This window comes from Caballeronia choica (assembly GCF_001544535.1).
GTDB classification, from domain to species: Bacteria; Pseudomonadota; Gammaproteobacteria; order Burkholderiales; family Burkholderiaceae; genus Caballeronia; species Caballeronia choica.
On record NZ_FCON02000047.1, the window covers coordinates 1 to 24,928 of the forward strand.

The 24,928-nt window shown below is 60.7% G+C and carries 22 protein-coding genes and 3 pseudogenes; 13 read left to right on the forward strand and 12 right to left on the reverse strand.

Annotated elements, in window-relative coordinates:
- Positions 1-50: 50 nt before the first annotated feature.
- Positions 51-230, reverse strand: a complete 180-nt coding sequence (locus tag AWB68_RS48270) for a hypothetical protein (RefSeq protein ID WP_160110040.1) — start codon at positions 228-230, stop codon at positions 51-53.
- Between the two features lie 502 nt (positions 231-732).
- Here AWB68_RS48270 and AWB68_RS20645 point away from each other — a divergent pair.
- From AWB68_RS20645 to AWB68_RS20660, 4 genes are all read left to right on the forward strand, one after another.
- Positions 733-2,085, forward strand: coding sequence for an MFS transporter (locus AWB68_RS20645; RefSeq protein WP_200828748.1), 1,353 nt, complete (start codon positions 733-735; stop codon positions 2,083-2,085).
- 22 nt (positions 2,086-2,107) lie between these two features.
- Entirely contained in the window at positions 2,108-2,755 is a 648-nt protein-coding gene (locus tag AWB68_RS20650; RefSeq protein WP_200828749.1) for an RraA family protein, read from the forward strand.
- A gap of 81 nt (positions 2,756-2,836) precedes the next feature.
- A complete protein-coding gene (locus AWB68_RS20655; RefSeq protein WP_087646213.1) occupies positions 2,837-3,628 on the forward strand; it encodes a class II aldolase/adducin family protein in 792 nt (263 codons plus the stop codon).
- A gap of 2 nt (positions 3,629-3,630) precedes the next feature.
- On the forward strand, positions 3,631-4,557 hold the full coding sequence (locus tag AWB68_RS20660; protein WP_235028426.1) for a 2-hydroxyacid dehydrogenase: 927 nt from the start codon (positions 3,631-3,633) through the stop codon (positions 4,555-4,557).
- On the opposite strand, the gene AWB68_RS20665 is transcribed toward AWB68_RS20660, so the two are convergent.
- Entirely contained in the window at positions 4,558-5,517 is a 960-nt protein-coding gene (locus AWB68_RS20665) for a LysR family transcriptional regulator (protein WP_087646214.1), read from the reverse strand. It lies immediately after the preceding gene.
- Between the two features lie 134 nt (positions 5,518-5,651).
- Between AWB68_RS20665 and AWB68_RS20670 the strand changes: the two genes are divergently transcribed.
- Both AWB68_RS20670 and AWB68_RS20675 read left to right on the forward strand, forming a co-directional pair.
- Positions 5,652-6,908, forward strand: a complete 1,257-nt coding sequence (locus AWB68_RS20670) for a Zn-dependent hydrolase (RefSeq protein WP_200828752.1) — start codon at positions 5,652-5,654, stop codon at positions 6,906-6,908.
- Positions 6,905-7,828: an HpcH/HpaI aldolase/citrate lyase family protein gene (locus AWB68_RS20675; protein WP_087646216.1), complete on the forward strand. Its 924-nt coding sequence runs from the start codon at positions 6,905-6,907 to the stop codon at positions 7,826-7,828. Before AWB68_RS20670 ends, AWB68_RS20675 begins: the two co-directional genes overlap by 4 nt.
- Positions 7,829-7,882: 54 nt before the next feature.
- Here AWB68_RS20675 and AWB68_RS20680 read toward each other — a convergent pair whose 3' ends face one another.
- Complete coding sequence (locus AWB68_RS20680; protein ID WP_087646255.1) at positions 7,883-9,373, reverse strand: amidase; 1,491 nt, start codon at positions 9,371-9,373, stop codon at positions 7,883-7,885.
- 140 nt (positions 9,374-9,513) lie between these two features.
- Positions 9,514-10,275 (reverse strand): 5-oxoprolinase subunit PxpA, encoded by a 762-nt coding sequence (locus AWB68_RS20685; RefSeq protein WP_087646217.1) that lies wholly within the window; start codon positions 10,273-10,275, stop codon positions 9,514-9,516.
- A gap of 305 nt (positions 10,276-10,580) precedes the next feature.
- Between AWB68_RS20685 and AWB68_RS20690 the strand changes: the two genes are divergently transcribed.
- Entirely contained in the window at positions 10,581-11,522 is a 942-nt protein-coding gene (locus tag AWB68_RS20690; protein ID WP_087646218.1) for a LysR family transcriptional regulator, read from the forward strand.
- A gap of 96 nt (positions 11,523-11,618) precedes the next feature.
- On the opposite strand, the pseudogene ctlX (AWB68_RS20695) reads toward AWB68_RS20690, so the two are convergent.
- Together ctlX (AWB68_RS20695) and AWB68_RS20700 are read right to left on the reverse strand one after the other, a co-directional pair.
- Positions 11,619-12,570: pseudogene (ctlX, locus tag AWB68_RS20695) on the reverse strand (citrulline utilization hydrolase CtlX).
- Positions 12,571-12,912: 342 nt separating this feature from the next.
- Positions 12,913-13,344, reverse strand: a complete 432-nt coding sequence (locus AWB68_RS20700; RefSeq protein ID WP_087646219.1) for an Lrp/AsnC family transcriptional regulator — start codon at positions 13,342-13,344, stop codon at positions 12,913-12,915.
- Positions 13,345-13,536: 192 nt separating this feature from the next.
- Here AWB68_RS20700 and ocd point away from each other — a divergent pair, with 192 nt between their 5' ends.
- From ocd to AWB68_RS49545, 5 genes and pseudogenes are all read left to right on the forward strand, one after another.
- Entirely contained in the window at positions 13,537-14,613 is a 1,077-nt protein-coding gene (gene ocd, locus AWB68_RS20705) for an ornithine cyclodeaminase (protein ID WP_087646220.1), read from the forward strand.
- A 56-nt stretch (positions 14,614-14,669) separates the two neighbouring features.
- Complete coding sequence (gene ctlX, locus AWB68_RS20710; protein WP_087646221.1) at positions 14,670-15,599, forward strand: citrulline utilization hydrolase CtlX; 930 nt, start codon at positions 14,670-14,672, stop codon at positions 15,597-15,599.
- 65 nt (positions 15,600-15,664) lie between these two features.
- On the forward strand, positions 15,665-16,810 hold the full coding sequence (locus AWB68_RS20715) for a branched-chain amino acid ABC transporter substrate-binding protein (protein WP_087646222.1): 1,146 nt from the start codon (positions 15,665-15,667) through the stop codon (positions 16,808-16,810).
- 186 nt (positions 16,811-16,996) lie between these two features.
- Positions 16,997-17,137, forward strand: a pseudogene (locus tag AWB68_RS51445) (LysR family transcriptional regulator); the annotation flags it as partial.
- A 16-nt stretch (positions 17,138-17,153) separates the two neighbouring features.
- Positions 17,154-17,411, forward strand: a complete 258-nt coding sequence (locus tag AWB68_RS49545) for a hypothetical protein (RefSeq protein WP_235028427.1) — start codon at positions 17,154-17,156, stop codon at positions 17,409-17,411.
- A gap of 137 nt (positions 17,412-17,548) precedes the next feature.
- Here AWB68_RS49545 and AWB68_RS20725 read toward each other — a convergent pair whose 3' ends face one another.
- From AWB68_RS20725 to AWB68_RS20740, 3 genes and pseudogenes are all read right to left on the reverse strand, one after another.
- Positions 17,549-18,448: an NADP-dependent oxidoreductase gene (locus tag AWB68_RS20725; RefSeq protein WP_235028428.1), complete on the reverse strand. Its 900-nt coding sequence runs from the start codon at positions 18,446-18,448 to the stop codon at positions 17,549-17,551.
- Between the two features lie 704 nt (positions 18,449-19,152).
- Positions 19,153-19,389, reverse strand: a pseudogene (locus AWB68_RS49550) (hypothetical protein); the annotation flags it as partial.
- Between the two features lie 231 nt (positions 19,390-19,620).
- Entirely contained in the window at positions 19,621-20,880 is a 1,260-nt protein-coding gene (locus AWB68_RS20740; protein ID WP_087646226.1) for an MFS transporter, read from the reverse strand.
- Between the two features lie 624 nt (positions 20,881-21,504).
- Between AWB68_RS20740 and AWB68_RS20745 the strand changes: the two genes are divergently transcribed.
- Positions 21,505-22,968: an amidohydrolase gene (locus tag AWB68_RS20745; protein WP_087646227.1), complete on the forward strand. Its 1,464-nt coding sequence runs from the start codon at positions 21,505-21,507 to the stop codon at positions 22,966-22,968.
- Positions 22,969-23,056: 88 nt separating this feature from the next.
- Here AWB68_RS20745 and AWB68_RS20750 read toward each other — a convergent pair whose 3' ends face one another.
- From AWB68_RS20750 to AWB68_RS20755, 3 genes are read right to left on the reverse strand one after another with little or no spacing between them, the layout of a single operon-like run.
- Positions 23,057-24,211, reverse strand: coding sequence for a porin (locus tag AWB68_RS20750; protein ID WP_235028429.1), 1,155 nt, complete (start codon positions 24,209-24,211; stop codon positions 23,057-23,059).
- A gap of 25 nt (positions 24,212-24,236) precedes the next feature.
- Positions 24,237-24,383 (reverse strand): hypothetical protein, encoded by a 147-nt coding sequence (locus AWB68_RS49555; protein ID WP_235028430.1) that lies wholly within the window; start codon positions 24,381-24,383, stop codon positions 24,237-24,239.
- The gene (locus AWB68_RS20755) at positions 24,380-24,928 is read right to left on the reverse strand and encodes an ethyl tert-butyl ether degradation protein EthD (protein WP_235028431.1); all 549 of its coding nucleotides are present in this window, start codon (positions 24,926-24,928) and stop codon (positions 24,380-24,382) included. Before AWB68_RS20755 ends, AWB68_RS49555 begins: the two co-directional genes overlap by 4 nt.

Below are 24,928 nucleotides of genomic sequence, written 5' to 3' on the forward strand. Positions count from 1 at the left end.
TAGCTTGTTCTCATCTGCTAACAACGCTTGCACCGCCCAGTCCGATGACATCAGATTTCTGCCGCGCACACTCCTAGTAATAGGCGTGCCAGATCGGCCGGACGCTCAAATGGCACCACGTGACCTTCCGGGATCGACTTTCCACGGTTAGCTTGTTGCGCGATGTGCCGGCCTCGGGCGAAGAAGCTCTCTTCGGTTCCCGCTCCGGTCTCGATCACTGCAGGGTTCATTTCCCCTCCGGAACGCCGTCCAATCGCGAGCGAACTGGTCCTCGATGTCTTCGAAGCTGACGAACTCGACTGCCTTCCACTTGGCCGATGTAGTGCCGGTGGTGGAAGCAGTGCGCGTTGTCGTAGCCGACCACCCTTCCCTTGTCGCCCTGAAACAGCTCATGGTTGATGTAGGCGAGTTGTATCGCGGCACCTTGCCAGCGTTTTGTGTGTAGTTTCACCGAACACGAAAACCCGAAGCTAGCACCGCGTCCCGAAACGGGGGCAAATATCCGGACGGCTTGTCACTAAATTATTCATCGTTCAATTCGAGTACGAGGCGGTTTGCTTTGCGCTTCGTCGGTCCCGCCAAGATCGCGCCACCTCGATCTCATCATTCGCGCCATTAATAAAGAGCATTAGGAATCACACTTGGACTTATTGTTTTTGGCTCTCGATAAAGACGGCATGCGTTGCGACTGCTCGCACCGACATCAAACCGACCGTCCTCATGGAGAGCCCCATGTCCGAAGTCCGCTCCGCTGGCGTGCTGCCCCACGCCGAAAGCACGCCTCCCAACATGAAAAAGATCGCCGTGGCGAGTGTCATTGGCACGACGGTCGAGTGGTATGACCTGTTCGTGTTCGCTACCGCTTCGGCGCTCGTGTTCAACAAGGTTTTCTTTCCGGGATTCGTTCCGCTGATCGGCACGCTGCTCGCCTTCGGCACATTTGCGTCCGCGTATCTGGCGCGCATCGTCGGCGCGGCGCTGTTCGGCCACTTCGGCGACCGGCTCGGCCGCAAGTCGATGCTGCTCGTCTCGCTCATCACGATGGGTGTCGCCACCTTCGCCATCGGCCTTTTGCCGAATTATTCGAGCATCGGCATCTGGGCACCGGTGCTGCTGCTCGCGCTTCGGGTCATTCAGGGCCTTGCGCTCGGTGGCGAATGGGGCGGCGCCGTGCTGATGGCGGTCGAACACGCGCCCCCCAGCAAGCGCGGACTGTACGGCTCGTGGGTGCAGGTGGGTGTTCCCGCCGGCACGCTGATCGCCAATCTCGTCTTCCTGATCAGCAATGCCGTCATGTCCACCGAAGCGCTCCTGTCGTGGGGCTGGCGCATTCCGTTCCTTGCAAGCGCACTGCTCGTCGGTGTGGGTCTCTATATTCGCCTGAATACGTCCGAAACGCCGTCGTTCAGCAAAGTCAAGGAGGCCGCGGCACAAGTCAAGGTGCCGCTCGTCGAAGTGCTCACGAAGAACTGGAAGCAGGTGCTGCTCGGCGGCATCGCGACGATGTCGACCGGTACGTCCTTCAACCTCATCGTCGCCTTCGGCCTGACCTACGGCACGCAGACGCTCGGCTTCACCCGCAACGCGATGCTCGCCATCGCGCTGATCTCGTGCGCCGTCTGCATCGTGTTGTTGCCTGCGTTCGGGCGTCTCTCCGATGTCGTCGGACGCAAGCCGGTGATCGTCGGGGGCATCGTTGCGGAAGCGTTGCTTGCGTTTCCCCTCTTCTGGCTCCTCGACATGCGCGAATTCCCCTTCGCGCTCCTCGGCTACCTGTTGATGATGACCGCGTTCGCCGCGAACTATGGTCCTATCGCCACCTTCCTCGCCGAGTTGTTCGGCACGCAGGTGCGCTATTCGGGCCTGTCGATCAGCTACATGCTGTCGGGCCTCCTCGGCAGCGCTGCGACGCCGATCATCACGACGGCCCTGCTCTCCGCTACGGGCAAGGGTTCCTCGGTCGCGTGGTACATGATCGGATCGGCGGCGCTATCTGTCGTCGCGCTGCTGCTCCTTGCGGAAACGCTCAAGCGCGATCTGTCCGCGAAGGCCTACACGCCGAACGCCGAAGTCGGGCTTTCCTGATTACCTCTTCTCACGAACCATCATGACTCGGACTTTGGATCAGGACCTCGTACGTGCATTGGAAGCCGTCAGCTTCCCCACGCTCGGCCACTACCTCGAACACGGATTCGCCGACCACGGCATTCGCGCGCAGGTTGCAAGCGTGAAAGTCGTCGGCCGCGCGGTGACGCTGAAACTCCCCAGCCCCGATGCCATCGCCGTGAATCGCGCGCTGGCGGAACTGGTCGATGGCGACGTGCTCGTCATCGACATGAACGGGGACCACGCACACGCGCCGGTGGGCGCCGTGACCGCGTGCGCGGCACTCGTTGCGGGCGCGAAGGCAATCGTCGTCGATGGCGTCGTTACTGACGTGCTGGAATTGCGCGCGACCGGCCTTCCGGTTTTTGCGCGAGGCACGAGCCTTTTGACCACCAAGCGTCTCGATGCGGGCGACGCCATTTTCGGTGAGCCAGTGCTGTGCGGCGGCGTGTTCGTGCAGCCTGGCGATCTCGTCCTCGCCGATGACAACGGCGTGCTCTTTCTCGACGCCGGCACCGCCGCCGAAGTGATCGACAAGGCGCTTGCATCTGATCGCGCGGAGCCCACGTTGCTTGCCCGGCTGCGCGCGGGCGAGCCGCTTCGCGAAGTGTTGTCGTTCGCCGCCTCGGGCGAGCATCCGCGCAATTGATGATCAGGATAAGCACACGCGATTTGACGAACAACTCGCCGTCGACGAACACTACGTGCCCATCATGGAGAGATACTGAGCATGAAAGCAATACTGGAAGCGCATCCCGTGAGCGCCACGAAATCCGGTGGCGACGAATGGAAGTACCGCCGCGAACTCGCCGCGCTGTACCGCCTCGTCGCACACTTTCGCATGACGGACATGATCGACACGCACATTTCAGCGCGTCTGCCAGGCATCACACCGACGTTCCTGATCAACCGCTATGGCGTGCTCTTCCATGAGATGCGTGCCTCCGATCTGGTGAAGATCGATCACCTCGGCAACGTCATCGACGAGCGAGCGGCCGCCGATCCCGCGGCATTTCGCGTGAATGCGGCAGGCTTCACGATCCACTCGGCTATCCACATGGCGCGCGAGGACCTGCACTTCGTGATTCACACGCACACGGCCGCGGGGACCGGAGTGTCGGCGCAGGAGCATGGGTTGCTGCCGATCACCCAACACGCGCTCAAGTTCTTCGAGAAGCTCGGCTATCACGACTATGAGGGCATTGCCTTGAATCATGCCGAGCGCGAACGACTCGTGCGAGACCTTGGTTCACACAAGGCGATGATCCTGCGCAATCACGGGTTGCTTGCCGCAGGCGCCACCGCGGCCGAAGCCTTCCACGAAATCTATTTTCTCGAACGCGCGTGTCAGGCCCAGGTGCAGGCGCTGGCCGGCGGTTCAACGCTGCGAATTCCGTCCGTCGAAGTCTGCCGTCTGACGGCGAGCCAGTTCGATCGCGACGAGTCTGCAGAGATCATGGAAATGGCCTGGAACGCCGCATTGCGGCTGATTGACGACAGCGCATCCGACTACCGCTCCTGAACATGACCAAGCTCGTACTAATCAGCCGCGACTACGACATGTCGCACCTCGTGCCGTCGATCCTGCGCGCGGCGCCCGAACTCGATGTCGCCGTGCACGGCAGCCGCGACGCCGCCGATGCCGATGTCGCGGTCTGCTGGAATCCTCCAGAAGGCGCCGTGGCCGCGTTGCCGAAGCTCAGGCTCGTGCACAGCATAGCTGCGGGGGTCGACAACATCCTGTGCGATCCGAGCCTGCCGCGCGTGCCGCTGTGCCGTGTCGTTGATCCGCAGCACGCGCGCGGCATGAGTGAGTTCGTGACGTGGGGCGTCCTGCATTTTCATCGGCAGATCGACCGTGTGATGGAGAACCAGCGCAACGGCGTCTGGCTCCGATACGACCAGCAGGCTCCGTCGACGTGTTCGGTCGGCGTGATGGGGCTCGGCGAGATCGGCAGCCGCGTGGCGGGCGACCTTCATCGTCTCGGCTTCGCCGTGCGTGGCTGGGCGCGTCGCGCGAAAGACCTTGCCGGCATCGAGACGTTCGCGGGCGCGCAGGGACTCGAGCCGTTCCTGCGCGGCACCGATATCCTCGTGTGCCTGTTGCCGCTCACGGATGAAACGCGCGCCATTCTCGGGGCGCGGACGCTTGCCATGTTGCCCCGCGGCGCGAAGCTGATCCATGTCGGACGAGGCGAACACCTGGTGCCCTGCGCTCTTTTAAGCGCGCTAAAAGAAGAACGTCTGACGGGCGCGATTGTCGATGTCTTCCCGAACGAGCCATTGCCCGCAAGCGACCCGTTCTGGAGTGCGCCGAACATGATCGTCACGCCGCATATGGCGTCGGTCGCGAGTTCGGACACGATCGGCATGCAGGTCGCGCAGAACGTTCGACGGCTCGTGAACGGCGAGCCGCTGCTCAACGTCATCGACGTGGCGCGCGGCTACTGATCACACCGGAGCAGCGTGCCCGGCCTCCTGTTCGTCGATGAAGGCATGCAGCGCATCGAGGAAGGCGCTCTCCGCCGCGCTGAACTTGCGGTCCACCGACCATAACAGGTAGATGTCCAGATCGGCCACACCGTCTTCCGGTGGCAGCCGCTGGAAGCGTCCGTTCGCGACATCCTCGCGCACCACGTGCTCAGGCAGGCAGCCGATGCCGAAGCCCGCGAAGATGAAGCGCCGGACCTCCGACATGCTGGACGACGAACCCACGACGCGCTCCGTGAAACCCATCTCGTCGCGAAAGAAGGTCAGCGGCGACATGTGGTCGCCCACCTTGTCGCCGGTGAACGACACGAACTTCTCGCTGACCAGGTCTGATGTCTTCAGATCGGTTCGCCCGAAGAGTGGATGATGCTGCCCGCAAAAGAGCGCATACCGCTGGCGCAGGAACAGGCGGCTTTCGATCTTCTTCGGGACGGTGCGCCTCGGCGTGAGTCCGAGCGTCGCGGACTTCTGCTGCAGACTCACGACCACGTCGGCGGCGCGCATCTCCTGGCTCTCCAGCTCGATGCGCGGATAACTGCGATGGAAGCCTGCGAGGAAGTCATCATAGGCGGGAAAGTCGATGCCGCTCACGGTGGAGAGGCGCACCATGCCGGAGATGTCGTGATCGCGGTCCACCTCCGCGAGCGACAGCCGCGAGATCGTCCCGTACACGTCCTCGGCGATCTGCTGCACTTCGATGCCCGCCTGCGTCACTTCGATGCGCGGCCCGTGCCGGTCGACGAGCCGCATGCCGAGCTGATCCTCAAGCCGCTTAAGCGCCTGGCTCACCGCCGGTTGCGTGAGATGCAGGCGCGTGGCCGCGCGGCTCACGCTCTTCTCGCGTGCGATGGCGAGGAAGGTGCGCAGGAGATTCCAGTCGAGCCGGTCGTTGAGATAAGTCGCGGGCCTTTCCTTGCTCATCGCGCGCCTTGGGCAGGTGTCATCATTCGCCGAGTTTATACTGAAAATTAGCATTCGAAATTGGACTAATGATTTTGAATTCCCGATAAAGACGTCATGCGTCGCCGCGTGGTGCGGCAACTCAAAACTCGGGAATCAAAGCGATGTTGAAGATCGACGGAAAGCGGCTCTGGTCGAGCCTGATGGAAATGGCGACGGTCGGCGCGACGGCAAAAGGGGGCGTGCGGCGCCTGGCGCTCACGCAGGAAGATGCGGCGGGCCGCGCGCTGTTTTGTCAATGGTGCGTCGACGCGGGGCTTACGTTGAGCGTCGACCGGGTCGGCAACCTGTTCGCGCGCCGTGCGGGCCGGTTCGATTCGCAAGCTGCTGTGGCAAGCGGCAGCCACCTCGACACGCAGCCCGAAGGCGGGCGTTTCGACGGCGTCTATGGCGTGCTGGCGGCCCTCGAGGTCGTGCGGACGCTGAACGACAACGGAATCGAAACGGACAAGCCCATCGAGATCGTCGTATGGACCAACGAGGAAGGTGCGCGCTTCACGCCGGCGATGCTCGGCTCGGCGGCCTTCACGGGGGCGATGTCCCTCGATGCAGCGCTTGACGCGAGCGACCTGCAAGGCGTCTCGGTAGCGGACGCGCTGAAGGCCACCGCGTACGAAGGACAAAGAGCCATTCCGGGCACTGTTTTCGACGCCTACTTCGAAGCACATATCGAACAAGGGCCGGTGCTCGAGGAAAGCGGCGTGCCGATCGGTGTCGTGATCGGTGGCCAGGCGATCCGCTGGCTCGACGTGCGCGTGCTTGGGCAGGCAGCTCACGCCGGCACCACGCCGATGCCTTTCCGGCGCGATGCGCTCTTCGGCAGCGCGGAAATGGCGGCCGCGCTCGAGGCCATAGCCGTCGAATTCGCGCCGCAAGGGCTCGTGACGATCGGCGAGTTGTCGATCCGCAACTCGTCGCGCAATACGATCGCCGCTGATCTGTCGTTCACCGTCGATCTGCGTCATCCCGACGATGCGCGTATCGAGGCGATGGAAAGCGCGTTGCGCGAGCGCGTCGCGGCGATCGCGAGAAAGCGTGTGCTGACGGTCGAGATCGCGCGCCATTGGGTCAGCCCCGCGACGCCCTTCGATGACGGTTGCGTCGCGGCGGTCGCGCGCGCGGTCGACGCGCTCGACTATCCGCATCAGCGGATCGTGAGCGGTGCCGGACACGACGCGATTCACATGGCGCGGTACTGCCCTACTGCGATGATCTTCATTCCGTGCGTGGGCGGCCTGAGCCACAACGAAGCGGAAGATGCGTTGCCGGAGGACGTCAAGCGTGGTGCGGACGTGCTTCTGCACGCGATGCTGGAGCGCGCGGGCCAGTCGAATGTGGAGATCGGACGATGAGTCGTCTTCCCTTGCGCCCGCCCGCACTGCGACGGGCGTGGCTCTTTGTCCCCGGCGCCGACGCCGCCAGCCACGCGCAAGCGCTCGCTAGCGGCGCGGACGCGATCGTCGCGGATCTGGAGGAAATGACCGCCGCCGCTGATCGACCTTCGGCACGCGCGCTGATCATCTCGATGCTGCGAGAAGCCGAACGGCGCGGGCTCATCGGTGCGGTGCGCATCAACAAGCTGGAGAACGACGGCCATGCCGACCTGCAAGGCATCATGTCCGGCGCACCGCGTGCCGTGTTCCTGCCCCATGCCGAATCCGCGGCGCAGCTTGTCGCGCTGGATGAAGCGATCGCCAGCCTGGAACGTACTCACGGCATCCAGGAAGGAACGACGGAGATTGTCCCGACTATCGAATCCGCAAAAGGTCTGGTCGCTCTCGGGGCGCTACTGAAGTCGAGTCCGCGCATTCGCTGCTGCATGTTGGCGGTCGAAGATCTCGCGGCGAACCTGGGCGCTCGCCGCACGCCGCGCGGTCAGGAATTGCTCCATGCGCGTAGCCGCTTTTTGATCGAGTGCATCGCGGCGGACTGCGTGCCGATCGACTTGCCCTGCACGTATCGCTCGGCGACTGTACTCGCGGCCGACCTCGACATATCGACTCAGCTCGGCTTCACGTCGAAGTGCGCCGTGTCCGCTGGACAGGTCGATGCGATCAATCGGGCGCTGACGCCTTCAGACGACGACGCTACGGCGGCCGGCGGTCTGATCGCCGCTTACGAGGCGCAGATGTCGGGCCGGCCGATCGACGTGGCACCGTGGATCGACGCGCCGGACAAAAACAACGCAACGCGCCTGCTCAAGCGCCATGCGGCCATCCGGACGTTCGATGAAGCGATCAAGGCTGCCCAATCTGACAATCCACGCTACTGACAGCGCATCGGCGAGGGACGCGATTTTGTCGGCAGCCATGCCCCCCGTTCGCGACTACGACGCATCCAGATCGGGCGCTCGCCGCGCGCGCGATGCTTGTTCAAATGCGAAACCGAACCGAAACAGGTCAGGCTCGTGGTAAGGGAGCACGACCAGTTCCATTCCGACCGGCAGACCGGATTGCGCGAACCCCGCAGGCACGCAAATGGACGGCATCCAGGTTTGCGACGCTATCAATGTATTGGTCGGAAATGTGAGGGTATTCGTCTTGCCAGCCCGCACGTCGTCCTTCTTTGGGGGTAGAACCTGCACCGTTGGATAGCACAGCGCCTGGACATTGGCGTCGGCCATCACCTTCACGACCAGGCGCTGAAACCTGTCCCGCGCGGCGAGCTTGCGGTAATAGTTGGCGTCGTCCTCGGGATGTTCCGGGCCTTCGAAAACCGCCTGCAAGAGATCCAGTACCGGATGGAATTTTCCGTCCCGCCGAATTGCTTCGAGCGACCGATAAGGCATCGTCTCGCGCTCGGCGAGGAACGTGCTGATATCGGCGCGCGAGTGCGTCAGATACAACGACGTCTCGAGAATGCGCTCGAGCAGGTCAGGCACGAACACGTCGACTGTTTGCGCGCCCGCGCGGCGCATGTCGTCCAGTGCGCGTCGAACGACCGCGTTTACCTGGGCGCATTCAGGATTGGAGTCGTCCCCAAAGGCCTGCGTCAGAATCCCGATTCTTACCCCTTCAAGGCCCGCTGCATCGAGGTGGTCGGTATAGCTGCCCTTGTGCGCGGCGATTGTGTGCGCCACCGTGTACTCGTCAGCAGGATCGTAACCGACAAGGCTATCGAGCACGATCGCTGCATCCCTCACCGTGCGAGTAATGGGCCCGGCCGTATCCTGGAAGACGACGAGAGGCGACATGCCATCGCGGCTGATGAGGCCCGGCGTGACGCGTACGCCAACCAGGTTATTGAAACTTGCCGGCAACCTGATCGAACCGCCAGTGTCTTCGCCTATTCCGACGAGTCCCAGATTCGCCGCGACCGCGGCGGCCGTGCCGCCGCTGGAGCCTCCGCAATCGTGTTCGATATCGTACGGATTTCGGGTTTCCCCGCTGCGCGACGAGAAGCCGAACCAGGACGTCGCGAAATCGGGCATCGCAGTTTTCCCGAGAATCAGCGCGCCGGCAGCCTTGAGTTGTGTGATGGCGGTCGCGTCGTTTTCAGGAATGTAGCCCTGCATGGCCACGGAGCCGAACGACGTCTCGATACCCGCGGTTTCGATCTGGTCCTTGACAAGCACAGGCACGCCGTGAAGTGGGCCTTGCAGTCTCCCGGTCTGCCCGAATGCACTATCGAGCGCGCGTGCCTCGTCGAGTACGTTTGGATTGATCGTCACGATGGCATTGAGCTTCGGCCCGTTGCGGTCGATCGCCTCGATTCGACCCAGATACGCTTCGACCAGTGCCACGGCGGTCAACGATCCATCACGGAACGCGGTTTGCACTGACTCGATCGTGGCCTCTTGCAACAGGAATGTGGACATGGCGATGGTTTCCTCAAAATGGATGGTCAATTCCGTCAACTGAATTGGTGCAGAGTTCGTCAAAGCGCGCATCGATGCACGAGAGCGCCGGACGGCATGTGTCTGGAAGGAAGCGCCGCTTCAGCGCCGGTCGCTCGCCATTACCCCCGTCGCACGGCAATTCCATGATTCGACAGCTCGGCACGAACCGCCTTCAGGAGTTCCAGCGCTCCCGGCGTGTCGCTGTGCACGCAAACCGTTGCGAAGTCGATCTCGATGTCGTGACCAGACACGGTTTCGACGACACCGTCGACACATGCCCGAATGACTTTTTCAGCAACGCGCTGCGAGTCCATGACACCTACCTGCCGGGTAAAGACGATCGACCCGGAATCGTCGTAATCCCGGTCGGCGAAGAACTCGCAAGCGACCGGCTGGCCAGCGTCGAGGGCGCATCGATGAATATGCGTTCCGCTCATGCAAAATACAGGAAGCTCCGGATCGAGCCGCCTCATTGCCGCTATGAGCGACTCGGCAAACTGCTGGTCGGCGGCTGCGTGCATATACAGTGCGCCGTGCAATTTGACGTGCGTGAGTGCGACGTCGTGAAAATGTGCGAATTCGCGCAGCGCACCGACCTGATAGATGACGTCATGAACCAGTTCCTGTGCTGAAGCCCGAATGTTTCTGCGCCCGAACCCAACGAGATCGCGGTAGCCCGGATGCGCACCCACGCCGACGTCATGGCGCTTCGCCAGCGCCACAGTGCTCGCCATGATGTTGGGGTCGCCCGCGTGAAAACCCGTGGCGATATTGGCCGAACTGATCAGCGGCATGATGTCCTCGTCGACGCCTCCGCCGATCGACCATGCCCCAAACCCTTCTCCCATATCAGAGTTCAGGTCGATCCATTGCTTCTTCACTTTCAGTCTCCGTTCCTAGCATTAGCCGTCGCACCCAGTAACGATAGATGCTGACGCCACATTGAAGAAGTTCTTTCTTTATATATCCGCATATCTGATTTATTTATATCCGGGGCAGGAAGAAGTCCGCCGTTACTTTCCACGGTAAGCCGTCACGACACCTTGGCTATGGATCGGGGCTTATCTAAACCGAAAATCAACCCTCCGCGGTATTCGTTTATCAGATAATCACAAGGGGCCAAATTTCTTCACACCGTTGATCCGGGCCCTTATCACGCGCCAATGTTGAACCTTGGAGGTAACAAATGTCGCTGTCGTTTCGTCAACTCCGGTACTTCGTTGCGGCTGCCGAACTAGGGCAGCTGTCACGCGCCGCGGTGGAGCTGAACATCAGCCAGTCGGCGATCACCGTCGCGATTCGGGAACTCGAGGAGACGCTCGGGGCAAGGCTGCTGAACCGTACCGCCCAGGGCGTCGAACTGACCGACGTGGGCCGACGTTTCCTCAGTCATGCGTACGCGATACTCGCGAGCGTCGACGAGGCACTCAAGGTGCCTGACATCGAAAGCACGATCGAGGGAACGCTCAGCCTTGCGGCAAGCTACACGTTGCTCGGCTATTTTCTGCCCTACCACCTGCAACGACTGGCAACGCTTTATCCACGCATTTCGATCCGCCTTTACGAAGCGAGACGGGACGAAATCGAAGAAGGGCTGTTGAATAACCGGTATGACATGGGAGTGTTATTGGCCGACAACGTGACGAACCCTGAACTCTCGGTCGAACGGCTGTTCGCGTCGACGCGGCGGCTCTGGGTGCCCGCACAACATCCGTTGCTTCAGAAGCGAGCCGTGACATTCGCTGATGTGGCGAAAGAGCCTTTCATCATGTTGACCGTCGACGAAGCGGCGCAAACGGCCGCGCGTTACTGGCAGGACACGAACTTCCAGCCACATGTGATATTGCGTACGTCCTCTGTCGAGGCAGTACGGAGCATGGTTGCGAACGGTAGCGGGGTCGCGATTCTGTCCGACATGGTGTACCGGCCGTGGTCATTGGAGGGCAAGCGTATCGAAACGGTCACGCTGAAAAACGCAGTACCGGCCATGACGGGAGGCGTCGCTTGGTCGGGCAGAGTTGAACCGAGTACGCCGATGCAATTGTTTCTGGAGTATTTTCGACAGACGTTCAGTTCGCCCCATCTTCCATCCGCCGCGCTGCGCCAGGGACGGTCTGGGTCACGATAGCGTTAGTGGCGCTTTCGGGGCAATGCAACCTCCGCGGTGCCCTGTCAGGATTTCCTGTTATCAACCCAGCGCGATTGCAGGAACTGAGGATTTCTGCTACTGAAAGCCTTCGTGTCGCGCAGTGAGATGAATACCGGCGAGCATGCAGCTCACCGATCCCCCCGCCATCTCGATCGTCGGCACCCGAAGTGGCACGAGCCGTACCGAATCCTCGATAACAGAGCGTTGTCGCGGCGTGAGGGACGCCACGCCACGCCCGACATCGCGAGCACGCGTCCTTCGCTTCCTGAAAGCTCCAGCGCCGCCCCTGCGAAGTTGGCGATCTGCTCCGCGTCCAGCTTTATCACCTTCCTACCGCCCTCTTCCATGCGCTCGCCTATTTTCCTTCGGTTTCGATCACCTTCATAAGATCAAGGCACACAAGCGAAAACTCGGTCGCAATACTCATCATCACGTTCGTGTGATAAATGGCGCAGCCCTATTGGTGCAGCGTACTGAACGTTACGGGCTCAAAGTTGAAATGTGCGCAAAAGCGCTGCATCGCGATCGGATCGGAGCGCCGCGAGCATGCGCAGTAAGCGATGCGCGCGACATGGTCTAGAACCATTGCGCCGGTCCCTTCGAGGTAGACCCTCTCGTATTCGAAACCCGAATAGTCAAATACCTCTCGGAGCCGGTACTCGCTCTTCAGCATCTCGACGACGTCTGGGCGTCGCTCGCGCCGGCGGTTGATTGACTTCATCGGGTACAACACAATCCGCCCACCATGGTGGGTCGAGAACCAGTTGCTTGGAAATACGGAATCCGGCGTGCCGCGTTCGCCATCATCATCAAACACATGAGTTCGCACGCCTGCTCGCTCGAGCGCGTCAGCAGCCCGCATTACCTCGATATTCGCAGCTTCTGCAATGGCAGCCATTTCCGCGGAATTCTGCAGGTTAGTCGTACGCTGGAAGACGTTATCGATCGCAGTTTCCGGGTTCGGATAGAACCTGCTTGGACGGATCAGTACTACGGCGGCGGGCGCCTGACACGAGTGGGAGCTCATACAATTTCGATTGGCGAAGTTGGGACCTAGGAATGATTGCAAGCCGCTCGGTAACCGCTTAAGCAGGCAAATCCGGCAGTTGGGATGCGGGGAGTTCAGCGAGCTTCGTGAACTTGCCTCATCGAGCGGGTCCTCGGTCTAGCAAAAGCCTATTGTCCTGCGCCCTCGAGCCAACAGAAAGATCGCAGATTGTGCAAACTCGCGGCGAGCTTGCGCATAGTGCTTCCAAAGACGTGGCATTCTGTCGGTTGAACCCAGCTAGGCCGCCATCCGGTCAGTCAGTGAAACGGACGAGCCGCGGGATCTATTCGTCCACCGCACCGCCTTCGATCCCCGTCGTGCTCACAGCTTGTGCGTCGAGAGGAGGATGCTGGTCTCCGTGCCGGCGATTCCGTCAATCAGACGGATTGCTCCAAGCACGCGGTCGAAGTTCTCCAACGTATCGGCTCGCAACTCCGCGATCATGTCCCAGCGTCCATTGGTGCTATGGATGGTCGCCACGTTCGGATGTCCGCGAAGCACCTTCATCACGTCTTTCGCTCGATTACCTTCAACGGCAATCGTCATTAACGCGCGGATCTGATGCGGCTCGGCCGCCGGTTTCAGTCGCACGGTGTATCCAACGATTACCCCGGTTTTTTCGAGGCGAGTTAGACGGTTTTGGACCGTTGCCCGCGCAACGCGCAAGTGCTTTGCCAGCGTCACCACCGACATCCGGGCGTCGTCGCGCAGCAGCGAAATCAATTGCTTGTCGACATCGTCGAGATTAGTCACATTCCCACCGATATGAAGCCAGCGGCGCCGCTTTCTACCGCCCGGATTGGCATAAAGTCAGTCGTGGCTGTCATTCTGCTACTCAGCCCAGCAAAACTGCAACCTTTGCTAGCTTTTTGTTGGCTCGAAGAACGTGAATAATCTCTCCAGCGCTTTCGACACCGCAGCCAACAACAGCCTGGAGATCCGGTAATGACTTGCTTCCTGGACGTACCCGCAACCTATCGACTCGTCGCGGACATCGGCGTCCCGCGATTCTTGAAGGAACTCGCCGACACGATTCATACCGATTACCTTCGGTGGCCCGACTTTGACAAGTCACCACGCCTTGCCTGCCACTCGTCGGTTGGCGTGATTGAGTTGATGCCCGTCGCGGATTCAAACCTGTTCGCCTTCAAGTACGTGAACGGCCATCCCATCAACGCCGATCGCGGCATCCATACCGTGATGGCATTTGGCGCATTGGCGGACGTCCACACGGGCTATCCTATTTTCCTGTCCGAACTTACCTTGACGACCGCACTGCGCACGGCCGCTACGTCGGCGATGGCTGCCAAGGCGCTCGCCCGCCCCGATTGCCGCACCATGGCTCTGATCGGGAATGGGGCGCAGAGCGAATTCCAGGCGATAGCCTTTCACACGATGCTCGGCATCGAAGAGATTCGCGTGTTCGACGTCGATCCTCGCGCCACCGACAAGCTGATCGCGAATCTCGCGGGATTCCCACGGTTGCGAGTCGTGCGGGCAAGCTCGACCGCGGAAGCCGTGCGCGGTTCCGACATCGTCACAACCGTCACTGCGGACAAGGCGTACGCGACCATCGTCACGCCCGAGATGATCGAGCCCGGCATGCACCTCAACGCAGTCGGAGGCGACTGCCCGGGAAAAACGGAGCTGCACGCCGACGTGCTGCGCATGGCGACCGTCTTTGTGGAGTTTGAGCCGCAGACCCGCATCGAAGGCGACATCCAGCAACTGCCGGGCGACTTTCCGGTAACCGAACTCTGGCGCGTGCTGCGCGGCGAGGCAACTGGCCGGGTACGCGCCGACCAGATCACGGTGTTCGACTCGGTGGGCTTCGCGCTCGAAGACTACTCTGCACTGCGCTATCTGCATGGTCTCACGCAGGCCCGGAAGGCCGGTATTCAAGTCGCCTTGATCCCGCCTGCTCGCGATCCCAAAAACCTATTCGACGAGTTGGCAACATTGCACACAACCACGGGAGGCGCGATTGAGGTCGATTGCGAGGCCATGGCGCTGGGCCAATAAGCGTCGCCGATACCCAAGAACGACAACCATCCAATACGCTGTTCTATCTGACTTACATGAGCACTATTTCGATTCAGGCACCCAGCGCTGTAGTCGTCATCCGGCCGCACTGCTTCCATCCCAATCCCGAAACTGCGGCTGACAACACTTTTCAGGCCACAGACCGCAAGCAGAATACTGCGGCGCTTGCGGCCGCGGCGCGGAACGAGGTTTCGGACGCTGCGGCGGCTTTGGAGCGGGCGGGAGTACGCACCCACGTCTTCGACGATCACGGCGAAAATCAGACCCCCGACTCCGTGTTTCCGAACAACTGGTTCTCAACCCATGCAGGCGGTCATATCGCGCTGTATCCGATGCACTGCGCGAACCGCCGGCGCGAACGACGTACCGATGTCGTCGAGATGCTGAAAGCGCAATATCGTGTTCAGGACGTGATTGATTACTCAGGTCTCGAGTACGACGGGGTTTTCCTGGAGGGCACCGGTGCCATGGTGCTCGACCATGTCGCACGCGTTGCCTACACCGGTCGTTCGCGTCGCGCCGACCCCGCTGCCTTGGAGCGCTTCTGTACGCATTTCAACTTCGAGCCGATGTGTTTCGACACCGCTGACCATTCGGGCCGTGCCGTATATCACACCAACGTAATGATGAGCATCGGCACCGAGTTTGCGCTCGTAGGCCTCGATTTGATCACTAATGGGGCTCGCCGCGCGGAAGTTGAACAACGACTTCATGAAAGTGGGCGGGCCGTAATTGCGCTCGATCACAAACAGATCGACAACTTCGCAGGCAACGCGCTCGAACTCACGGGCAACAACGGTCGAGTGCTCGCGTTGTCCGAACGCGCGGCTGAAAGTCTGACGCAGCAACAACGCACACAGATCGAGCGATCCGCGCGCCTGCTTCCTCTTCGGGTCCCCACCATTGAAATGGCTGGTGGCTCAGTGCGCTGCATGCTCGCCGGCATCCATCTCGCACGACGCTAACACGAGTGATCGATCCGCCTCAATCAACACTTCACCTACAACATCCGATGACTGGAGAGAGACAAATGCGATTTTCGCTTAACGGACGTGTCCAATTCACGATCGCTGCCGCGCTTTGTGTCACATTGCCGTGCGCCGCACTGGCTGGCCAGGACGACATCGTAGTAAAGATCGGGCATGCTGCCCCACTGACCGGCGGTAGCGCGCACTTGGGAAAGGACGATGAAAACGGTGCACGCCTGGCGATCGAAGAGATCAATGCCGCGGGTCTGACAGTCGGCGGCAAGCGCGTCACGCTTCAACTCGTGTCCGAGGACGATGCGGGCGATCCGCGCCAAGCGACTCAGGTTGCACAGAAGCTGGTTGATGACAAGGTCGTTGCCGTCATCGGCCATTTGAATTCCGGCAACTCCATTCCCGCCTCTCGAATCTATAACGACGCGAACATCGTCGAGATATCGCCCTCGGCAACCAATCCAATTTATACACAGCAAGGCTTCAAGACCACCTACCGGTTGGTTGCAACCGATGCACAGCAAGGCCCTGCCCTCGCCGACTATGCATCGAAGGTACTAAAAGCAAAAGCCGTTGCGATCATCGACGACTCCACCGCGTATGGACAAGGACTCGCAAACGAGTTCGAGAAGCGCGCGAAAGCGGTTGGCATCAGCGTTGTCTCGCACGATGCCGCAACCGACAAGTCGATTGACTTCCGCGGCATTCTGACAAAGATCAAGGGTCAGCGCCAGGACGTCATCATGTACGGAGGTATGGACGCGACGGGCGGTCCGCTCGCCAAACAGGCGGCCCAGCTGGCAATCCCCGCAAAGGTGCTCGCAGGCGACGGGGTTTGCACACCCAAAGTGGCAGGGCTCGCGGGCTCCGCGAGCAAAAATATCATTTGCTCAATCGCTGGTTTGCCGCTTGAAAAGATGGAGCGCGGCAAGGATTTCGAGAAGCGGTATGTTGCGCGCTTCAATCAGCGCATCGAAGTCTACGCGCCGTTCACCTATGACGCGGTGTACATTATCGCGGACGCGATGAAACGCTCGGGATCGGTTCAATCCAAAGATATTCTCAGGGCGATGCCATCCACCTCGTACACGGGCATCATCGGCACGACGCAGTTCGATGCCCATGGCGACCTCAAACAAAGCGCGATCTCGCTCTACGAGTATGTTGACGGAAAGCAGAGCCTACTCGACGTCTGAAGATGTGAACGCCGAGCTGAATGCTTCAGACCCAAGCGCAAGCCGACGGCGCCCGCTCGGTCAATTGCAGCGGTGTCGTAGGTTGGGCTAACGCTGCTTGGCGAAGTTGTCGACCGGTTCCAGGCGCGTATGCCCTAGGTAAGGATAGAATTCTGTGAAGGATTGGCGACGGTATCTATACCCCGTTTGCGCGATGGAACACTCGATCTCTCGATTGGGCGAGCCAGCCCGAGGACGAAGACGGACGAATTCAACCGTGTACCACTGTTTCGTACCGGTTATGCGATAGTCGGCCGTGCAGGCCATCGCCTGGCTGGCGGCCGCTCGCTGCAGGAACTAAAGGATGCCGAATGGGTCCTTGAATCGCGACTCTTCCGTCGACGACCTCGCTTCGGACAACGCGTACGCCGAATACTGCCGGGCCTCCGAACCGCGTATCTATATATCGCATTCCAGCGGAATCGCGCTCGGGCTGGTCGCCAACACATATATGTTGACGCTCATGCCCTGGCCGCTCGCCGAACTGCTCGTGAGCAGGGAACGGTTATCCGTCTTCCCGCTCGTCGACTCCATTGCGGAAGCGGAGATCAGCCTCATCTAGCGGCGCGCCGCACCGCTTAGCACCGCGGCGAAATGCTTTGTGGAGTGCCTGACCAGCGTGATCCGCACCTCCATGACGTCCGACGATCCTTTCAAGCGCCGTGCCTGCTGTAGGCGGTACGCGCGGCCAACCCGCGATCAGGAATCGAAGTCCACTTCCAGCACGAGTCGGCCACGGGTGACCTGCTTAGTTTCGAGTGCGCGGTGCGCTGCTGCCGTATCGGCAATGGGGAACACACCGGCAATCGCGGGCCGAAATATCCCCTGCTCCGCAAGTTGCGCGACCGCGAGCAGAGCCTCGCGCTGATCGTCTACTGTCGCGCGTGTGACCGTCACGCCGAATTCCACCCCCCGGTCCACTATGGAATCCGCGGTCAAATACACAAGGTTTCCGCCACGTCGCAAGATAGGATAGGAGCGCGCATGCACGGCGCCGCCGATCAGGTCGAATACCATATCCTGGTCGCGCAGCGCGCTGAAATCGTCGCGATCATAGGCAATCGCCCGATGCGCACCCAGACCCAGCACGTAGTCGACGTTGTCGGCCCGGCACGTGGCGCTCACGTGAGCCCCCAGATGTCGCGCGAGCTGCACCATCAAGCTTCCGACTGCGCCCGCCCCGCCGTGAATCAACACATGCGCATCGCGCGTGACATGCGCCGCTCGCACCACCGCACTCCATGCGCTAATGCCGGGCTGTAACAGCACCGCCGCCTGGTGATCCGACAAATTTGCGGGTTTCAGCACCGCGCGTGCCGCGGAGCAAACGATCATTTCCGCGCAAGTACCGCCGCGAGTCAGATCAGCCAGTACGCAGACGACGTCGCCGACCACCAGTTCACGCACCCCTTCGCCCACCTGATCGACGACTCCGATACCGTCCCGTCCGGGAATCATCGGGAACGCGAGCGTGAAATGTTGCTGGAGCAATCCGGCCCTGAGCTTGGTATCGAGAGGCGCGACCCCTGCCGCCCGCATCCTGACCCGGACATCGCCTGGCCCGACGACTGGATCAGGATGCGTCACGCGCTCGAGCACATCGGGACCTCCATATCGAGAATACTGTATGGTCTGCATGAGTGATTTTTCGCCAATAAATAGTTACTTCTGAAAGATTCGCCGTGGCTACCGGCCCCTGATCTTTCAACGCGTGCACGGCGCGGCATTTCATCACGGGTATGCCGAGCGGCCTCGTCTTGCCGTTTTCCTTCAGAATAAAAGCCCTCCGAAGTGGAAGGGGCGATGCGACACAGCCAGCTAACACCGCAACATTGTTTGCAATCCGGGAGGCGTCCCGACAAGACGTTCCCTACAAATAAGGAAAGGCTCATCCGTATCGATTTGCAACAAGGCCTTAGTCTGGACGAGGCCTGGCGAAGTATGGGCATGACTGATCGAGTGAGACGGCCAGGTTAAACTAGCAAGTTTTCGGAAATGGCCCCAAAGACTCGAGATGCGCTTGTTCAGTTCGATTCTGCGACAGTCCGTTCATGGCGGATACGGTTGAAAAAGTCGCTCCGTGGATTTTTGAACTCGGTCGCAAGAAAATCGACCTCTCAGATCGGCCTACGAACCGCTCGCGAACACCTGTCAAGGGTAAGAAGGCCCCTGAAAGACCTCCCGACAGAGACGGACAGCGACTTTTTCAACAGTACCCGCAATTAGCCGTCAGTCCGAAATTCCACGTGACCTCCAAGCCGGAGAAATTCGCCGGCACAGCGATTATCGGGAGGCCAAGACGGTCACTCACGGCTTTTGCAGTATAGAACGAGACCCACCGCCGAATACGAGCAGTCTGTCTGCATCGCCAGGGACGGCCTCGAAACGCTGCGCCAGAGCACCTGAGCTGACGAGCAGAAAGCGACCACGCCCATCGCTCGCAGATTCTTCGTCAGCCTGAGGATCAGCGACGCCTTCACATGACGCATGGTGTGCGTGCCGTAAGCGGGGTCATCGATCCCGATTGACGCACTCCAGCGAAGTCTTGACAACATGCTGCGGTTCACCCTCAATGGCACGAACACTGAGATCGTGATGCTGCCCTACACATGGGCAAGCTAAACATTCCGCACAGCATGCGGATGAGCACACACAGTGCGGGGAAACTCGCGCATACGGTCTGGCGGCGGCGCAGCAACGCGTGACCGCTACCCAACCGGTCTGTGGCAAAAGCGCGTCAGGTTGCGCCCACGCTCACATCCAACGTGCGACTACTGCGAAGCACCGTCAGCGAGCCGCGCGCGGCGACGCCGATCGAGCACGAACACTGCAGCAAACGAGATCACGTTGGCCCCTAGCAAGTACCACGCAGGCGCCATCGGGTTGGGCGTGATCGTCGCCAACCAGGCCACCACCAGTTGCGCCGTGCCCCCGAAAATCGTCGTCGGCACGCTGTAGCAAATCGACACGCACGTGCTGCGCACGGCCTGCGGAAAAATTTCGGGAATTACGCAAAGGTGAAACGGCGACATCAGCACGCGCAGCAAGGTCAGAAACGCGACCATGCCGAGAAAGACGCTGCCAGTGCCCGCGTGCAACACCCAGGCGAACATGGGCAGCACTGCGAGAATCGACAAGAACTGTGGAACGACCAGCATTCGGCTGCGGGGAAATCGGTCGAAATAAATCCCCGCGCTCAGCGACGCGACAATGCCAACGCCGCCCGTGACAAAGCCCACGAGCATCGACGTCGAAGTCGGCAGATGCAGCACGCGCATGCCATACGTGGTCATGTAGTGGCCGATCACATACACGGTGATGGTCGGGCCGATCAGCACGCAACAGGCGAGCACCAGTTCCGATAGGTGCGCATCGACGATGCCGCGCAGCAGTTCCCGATTGCTCTTCACCGCGTGCTCGGCATTGAGCGTCTCATGCAGCCGGCTGCGGATGTAGATGCCGAGCGGCGCGATCAGCAGTCCGAGCATGAACGGAACGCGCCAACCCCATGCATTCAGTGCGTCCGCAGACAACACCGATGACACCGTGTAGCCCACCAGTCCGCCCATCAGCGCGGCGATGCCCTGCGTCGCGAGTTGCCAGCTCGTATAGAGGCCGCGGCGGCCCGCCGCCGCGGTTTCGAACAGATAGGACGTGGCGGGGCCTGCTTCGCCTCCGGCGGAAAGTCCTTGCAGCAGACGCCCAGCGACAACGAGCAAGGGCGCGAAGATGCCGATGTGCGCATAGGTCGGCGTGAACGCGATGATCGCGGTGCCCAAAGCCATCAGGCCAAACGTCAACGTCAGCGCCGCTTTGCGCCCCCGCCGGTCGGCATACGCGCCGATAACCACCCCACCAAGCGGACGTGCGATGAAGCCGACGCCGAACACGGCAACGGACGCAATGACTTGTGTCGCCGGCGAAAACGACGGAAAGAACGCACGACCGATGAATACCGAGAAGAATGCGTAGACAGTGAAATCGTAGAACTCTAGCGCGTTGCCGGCGACAACTGCCGCGACATCACGCATGGATGGCGAAGCGCGAACCTCGGATCGCCCCACGGGCGCTGCCTGGGTACCAGCGGAAAGTTGCGGCACAAACTGTCTCCTATTTTCTCGAAGTGCTGACGACCCGTGCCGTCCGCGTGAAAATAGTGATATTCGGCATGGATACTGTCAACGCAACGCCAAAATTCCTCACGAAAACGAGACTATGGCGCAACTCTTGCATAGTGAGGCGAAGGTGGCTGTCAGTGTGAATTGGCGGAGCGCCTCGCGATCCATGTGACCGGCCTGTGCCGCACAGCGCCGGTTGCGAGCGAACGTCTTTCTATATGTGATTGTGGGCAATCACGTTCGATTCAGCGATGCTCTCCCGCCATCGCGCGACGGACGTTGAAGTTCACTGGACGCACCGTCACGCATCTGTTAGATCACGTCGCGAGTAGCGCTCCTCTGTACTCTCCTGATACGTCACGCCAATTACGCCGCGAGCCGATTGTTTCACGCACAACTGAAAGTGAACAGCACCACCGAAACAGTCCTTCCTCTTGTCATCATCACGCAATACGCTAGAAACAGGCGGCGTCGACAACCCGTCCATTTCCCTCATCGCATGTGCTGTGGGCGCGTGCAACAATCCCAGGAGCCGTAGTGAAACATATTGCAAAAGTGGTGGAACTCGTCGAGTCGAAGAAGGACGACTACATCGCGCTGGCCAACGACATATGGTCACTTGCCGAAATGCGTTATGCCGAATTCGAATCGGCGGAACGGCACGCGTCAGCGATCGAGGCGGCCGGCTTTACTGTCACGCGTGGCGTCGCCGGCATGCCGACGGCATTCATGGCGCAAGCCGGCAGCAGTGGCCCCGTGATCGGCTTTCTCGGCGAATACGACGCGCTCGCGGGCCTGAATCAGGAGAGCGGCGCCACGGCGTGCCGGCCAGCCGCGGACGCGGCGAACGGCAACGGCCACGGTTGCGGCCACCATCTGCTCGGCGCCGCATCGCATCTGGCCGCCGTCGTGGCGCGCGACTACTTCGCGGCGCATGGCATCGAGGCCACCGTTCGTTTCTACGGCTGCCCCGCGGAAGAAGCCGCGGCGGGCAAGACCTTCATGGCCCGCGCCGGTCTCTTCGACGATCTGGATGTCGCGTTGTGCTGGCATCCGTCAGTGGCCAACTCCGTCTTCATGAACGCGACGCTGGCCAATGTTCAGGCATATTTCCGATTTCACGGAAAGGCATCTCATGCCGCGCTCGCGCCGCACCTTGGCCGCAGTGCGCTCGATGCAGCCGAGCTGATGAATATCGGCGTCAATTATCTCCGTGAGCACATGCCCGATCAGGCTCGTGTCCATTTCGCCTACATCAACTCCGGCGGCATATCGACGAATGTCGTGCCGGCTCTTGCAGAGACGCTTTATACGATCCGCGCGCGAACGAGCCCCGAAGCGATCGAACTGTTCGAGCGCGTGAAGCAGATCGCCGAGGGGGCCGCACTGATGACAGGCACGCGCGTCGAGATGTTGTTCGATAAGGCCTGCTCCAACGTGCTCCACAACGACACGCTCGACACGGTGCTGGATCGGAACATGCAAGCTATCGGTGGCATGAACGTGACGGCGAACGAAGTCGCTTTTGCCACGGAGATTCAGAAGACCATCAATCCGGACGATCTTGCGAATGCGTCGCGGCATTTCGCGGCGGCGCTGCGCGATCCTCGCCCCATCATTCCCGAGATTCTGCCGTATCGCCCAGATGCGGAACGGCCCGTTACGGGCTCGACGGACGTCGGCGACGTGAGCTGGGCGGCGCCGACGACGCAATGTCTGACAGCCTGCTATGCATGGGGTACGGGCTTTCATTCATGGCAGATGGTTTCGCAGGGAAAGCTTTCGCTGGCTCACAAGGGCATGCTGCTCGCCGCGAAAACGCTTGCCGCCACCGGCATCGACCTCGCGGGACAACCCGAGATCTTGCGCGCTGCCCGTGAAGAACTGCATCACAAACGCGGCATGAAGCCGTATCAATGTCCGATACCCGGCGACGTCACTCCGCCGCCGGCACGCGCTGCGGGCACACCTGCACATGTATCGCAAGACGTGACCGCCTGAGATCACTTCACAGTCGATTGCTCAATTGGATAGCTTGCCTCACGCGAACGCGTGGGGCGATGCTCTGTTCAGAACGCTCGTGGCTCGATTAGAAGCGCTTGCGGATACCGATCGCAACCACGCTTTGATCATCGCCTGGTTGGCTCAACGAGCCGTTCGCCAGCGTGGCGATTGCATTCTTCTGGTTGACGACATAGCCGAGGCGCACATAGAGGGCCGTCACTTTCGACAGGTTGTAGTCGTAACCAAGCCCAAGTGCCAAAGAGTTCGATGCGGACCTGCCCGCGACATTGCGATAGACGGCGGAGAACTTGATGTCATTGGTCCCCTGCCGCGCATTCACGCCGATCATGTGCGTCGTGGCAACGTAATAGTGCGCGTAATCCGGGACTGTCATATTGAACTCGTACGACAGCCTAACGGCGCCAAAGTCGTACATTGCGCCGGCGCCGAGCCACTTGTTCTTCACCGAAGGCAATGCCGCCGTCGGGTCCGTGTGGATGACATCGTAGAACACACCGAGATACAGCGGCCCGTTCAGGTATTCCAATTGGGCGCCCTGAAAGTAGCTTTCCGGATAGCCCGGGGTCGTGACGCCGCGCGGCGCGCCCATTACTTCGAACTGGAAGCCGCCAATGACCGGCGTCATATACGCGACCGCATTGCTGATCCGGGAGTCACCGATCGTCGCCGCGGTGCCGAGGTCCAGGCTGAGCGACGCCAGCGAGGCATATGGAGAAAACGCGCCGACGGCGTAGAACGGATCGAGCGAAAGAGAGAGCTCGGTCGGATACTGGCGGCCCATTTTGATGCGCCCCCAGTCGTTCGAAATGAGTGAGATATTCGCTTCCCGACTGAAGAACGTACTCTCGTTCTGCGCCGTGGTGCTACCCGCCGTGCCGTTCGTCAGCTTGAGGGCCGACTCCAGGTTAAAGCGCACGTAGAGTCCGCCGCCTAGTTGCTCGACACCAAGAAAACCGAATCGCGACGTCGCCCCTGCGCCACTTTCCATGCCCAGAACTTCCTTGCTACCCGCATGGCTGTATTGCAGGCCGGCATCGGCGACGCCATACAGCATCGTCCCGCTCGTCCCCACGAACGCATCTGGCACAAGAATCTGAAATGACTCACCGGCCCATGCATGGGATGCGCAAAGCAGTTCCGCGACGACTAATGCGGCGATGGCCCTTCTGAATTTTTTCATTTTTACGTAGTCCAAACAAATTGAAAGATAAACAATCACTTGAAACAAACTTTCCCGCAGCCAATCAGATCCCGTTCACGAAGGACGTGCGCATCGCAAAGTGCTTCGCGCCACCGAAGAACGCGGGAAAGTTCTGGTTATCCGCCCGCATCCGCGCGCGCACGGGCGACTCGAGCGCGCGCATCAACGCGTCGATCGAAGGGAACGTCAATTGTTGCGCTGCATGTACGAGACGCGCTCGAAAGGCATCGCGTCGCACCAGTCAAGACGGGTGAAGACCTGCACCTGCATCACGTCGGGATAGTCGAGCATGATTTGCGGATGGTGGCTGACGTAGTAACGCAGCCATGCATTGAAGTCCTCCGCCTGCGCGGGGTAGTGCACGAGGTAGCTGTATGTTTCCTCGCTATCGGCGTGTGGCGGCAAGTGGCCGAGCGGCCGGTAAGTCCGCGTGAGCATGGCCTGCTGCGTCATCTGCTCACCCGCAACATGCCGCCACAACGCGGAGCCGGCGAAATTGAGCAGTCGGCCTCCGGGCATCAATGGCGACTCCAGCGCCTCGATCGAATCTAATACGAGTCTCATCGCGGCGCGCGGCGCGGCGCCGTCGCGATGATAAGTTTCGACGGCCGCCGGCCTGTGCAATTCGGCGCAGCGCAGAAGCGGAATCCGCGCGAGCTCCGCGCGGAACTCGGCAAAAGCGTCGGCCTCCGCCGGCGACGTGTGTTCCCGGGCGGTCAGGAAGTAGGAAATCAT

Excerpts from the sequence above, each read along its gene's own strand:
- AWB68_RS20645 (WP_200828748.1), top strand. The coding sequence starts at position 733 with ATGTCCGAAGTCCGCTCCGCTGGCGTGCTGCCCCACGCCGAAAGCACG.
- AWB68_RS20740 (WP_087646226.1), bottom strand. The coding sequence starts at position 20,880 with ATGCGTGATGTCGCGGCAGTTGTCGCCGGCAACGCGCTAGAGTTCTAC.
- AWB68_RS20665 (WP_087646214.1), bottom strand. The coding sequence starts at position 5,517 with ATGAGCAAGGAAAGGCCCGCGACTTATCTCAACGACCGGCTCGACTGG.
- AWB68_RS20650 (WP_200828749.1), top strand. The coding sequence starts at position 2,108 with ATGACTCGGACTTTGGATCAGGACCTCGTACGTGCATTGGAAGCCGTC.
- AWB68_RS20755 (WP_235028431.1), bottom strand. The coding sequence starts at position 24,928 with ATGATTTCCTACTTCCTGACCGCCCGGGAACACACGTCGCCGGCGGAG.
- AWB68_RS20655 (WP_087646213.1), top strand. The coding sequence starts at position 2,837 with ATGAAAGCAATACTGGAAGCGCATCCCGTGAGCGCCACGAAATCCGGT.
- AWB68_RS49545 (WP_235028427.1), top strand. The coding sequence starts at position 17,154 with ATGCCGAATGGGTCCTTGAATCGCGACTCTTCCGTCGACGACCTCGCT.
- AWB68_RS48270 (WP_160110040.1), bottom strand. The coding sequence starts at position 230 with ATGAACCCTGCAGTGATCGAGACCGGAGCGGGAACCGAAGAGAGCTTC.
- AWB68_RS20690 (WP_087646218.1), top strand. The coding sequence starts at position 10,581 with ATGTCGCTGTCGTTTCGTCAACTCCGGTACTTCGTTGCGGCTGCCGAA.
- AWB68_RS20715 (WP_087646222.1), top strand. The coding sequence starts at position 15,665 with ATGCGATTTTCGCTTAACGGACGTGTCCAATTCACGATCGCTGCCGCG.
- AWB68_RS20660 (WP_235028426.1), top strand. The coding sequence starts at position 3,631 with ATGACCAAGCTCGTACTAATCAGCCGCGACTACGACATGTCGCACCTC.
- ocd (WP_087646220.1), top strand. The coding sequence starts at position 13,537 with ATGACTTGCTTCCTGGACGTACCCGCAACCTATCGACTCGTCGCGGAC.
- AWB68_RS20675 (WP_087646216.1), top strand. The coding sequence starts at position 6,905 with ATGAGTCGTCTTCCCTTGCGCCCGCCCGCACTGCGACGGGCGTGGCTC.
- ctlX (WP_087646221.1), top strand. The coding sequence starts at position 14,670 with ATGAGCACTATTTCGATTCAGGCACCCAGCGCTGTAGTCGTCATCCGG.
- AWB68_RS20680 (WP_087646255.1), bottom strand. The coding sequence starts at position 9,373 with ATGTCCACATTCCTGTTGCAAGAGGCCACGATCGAGTCAGTGCAAACC.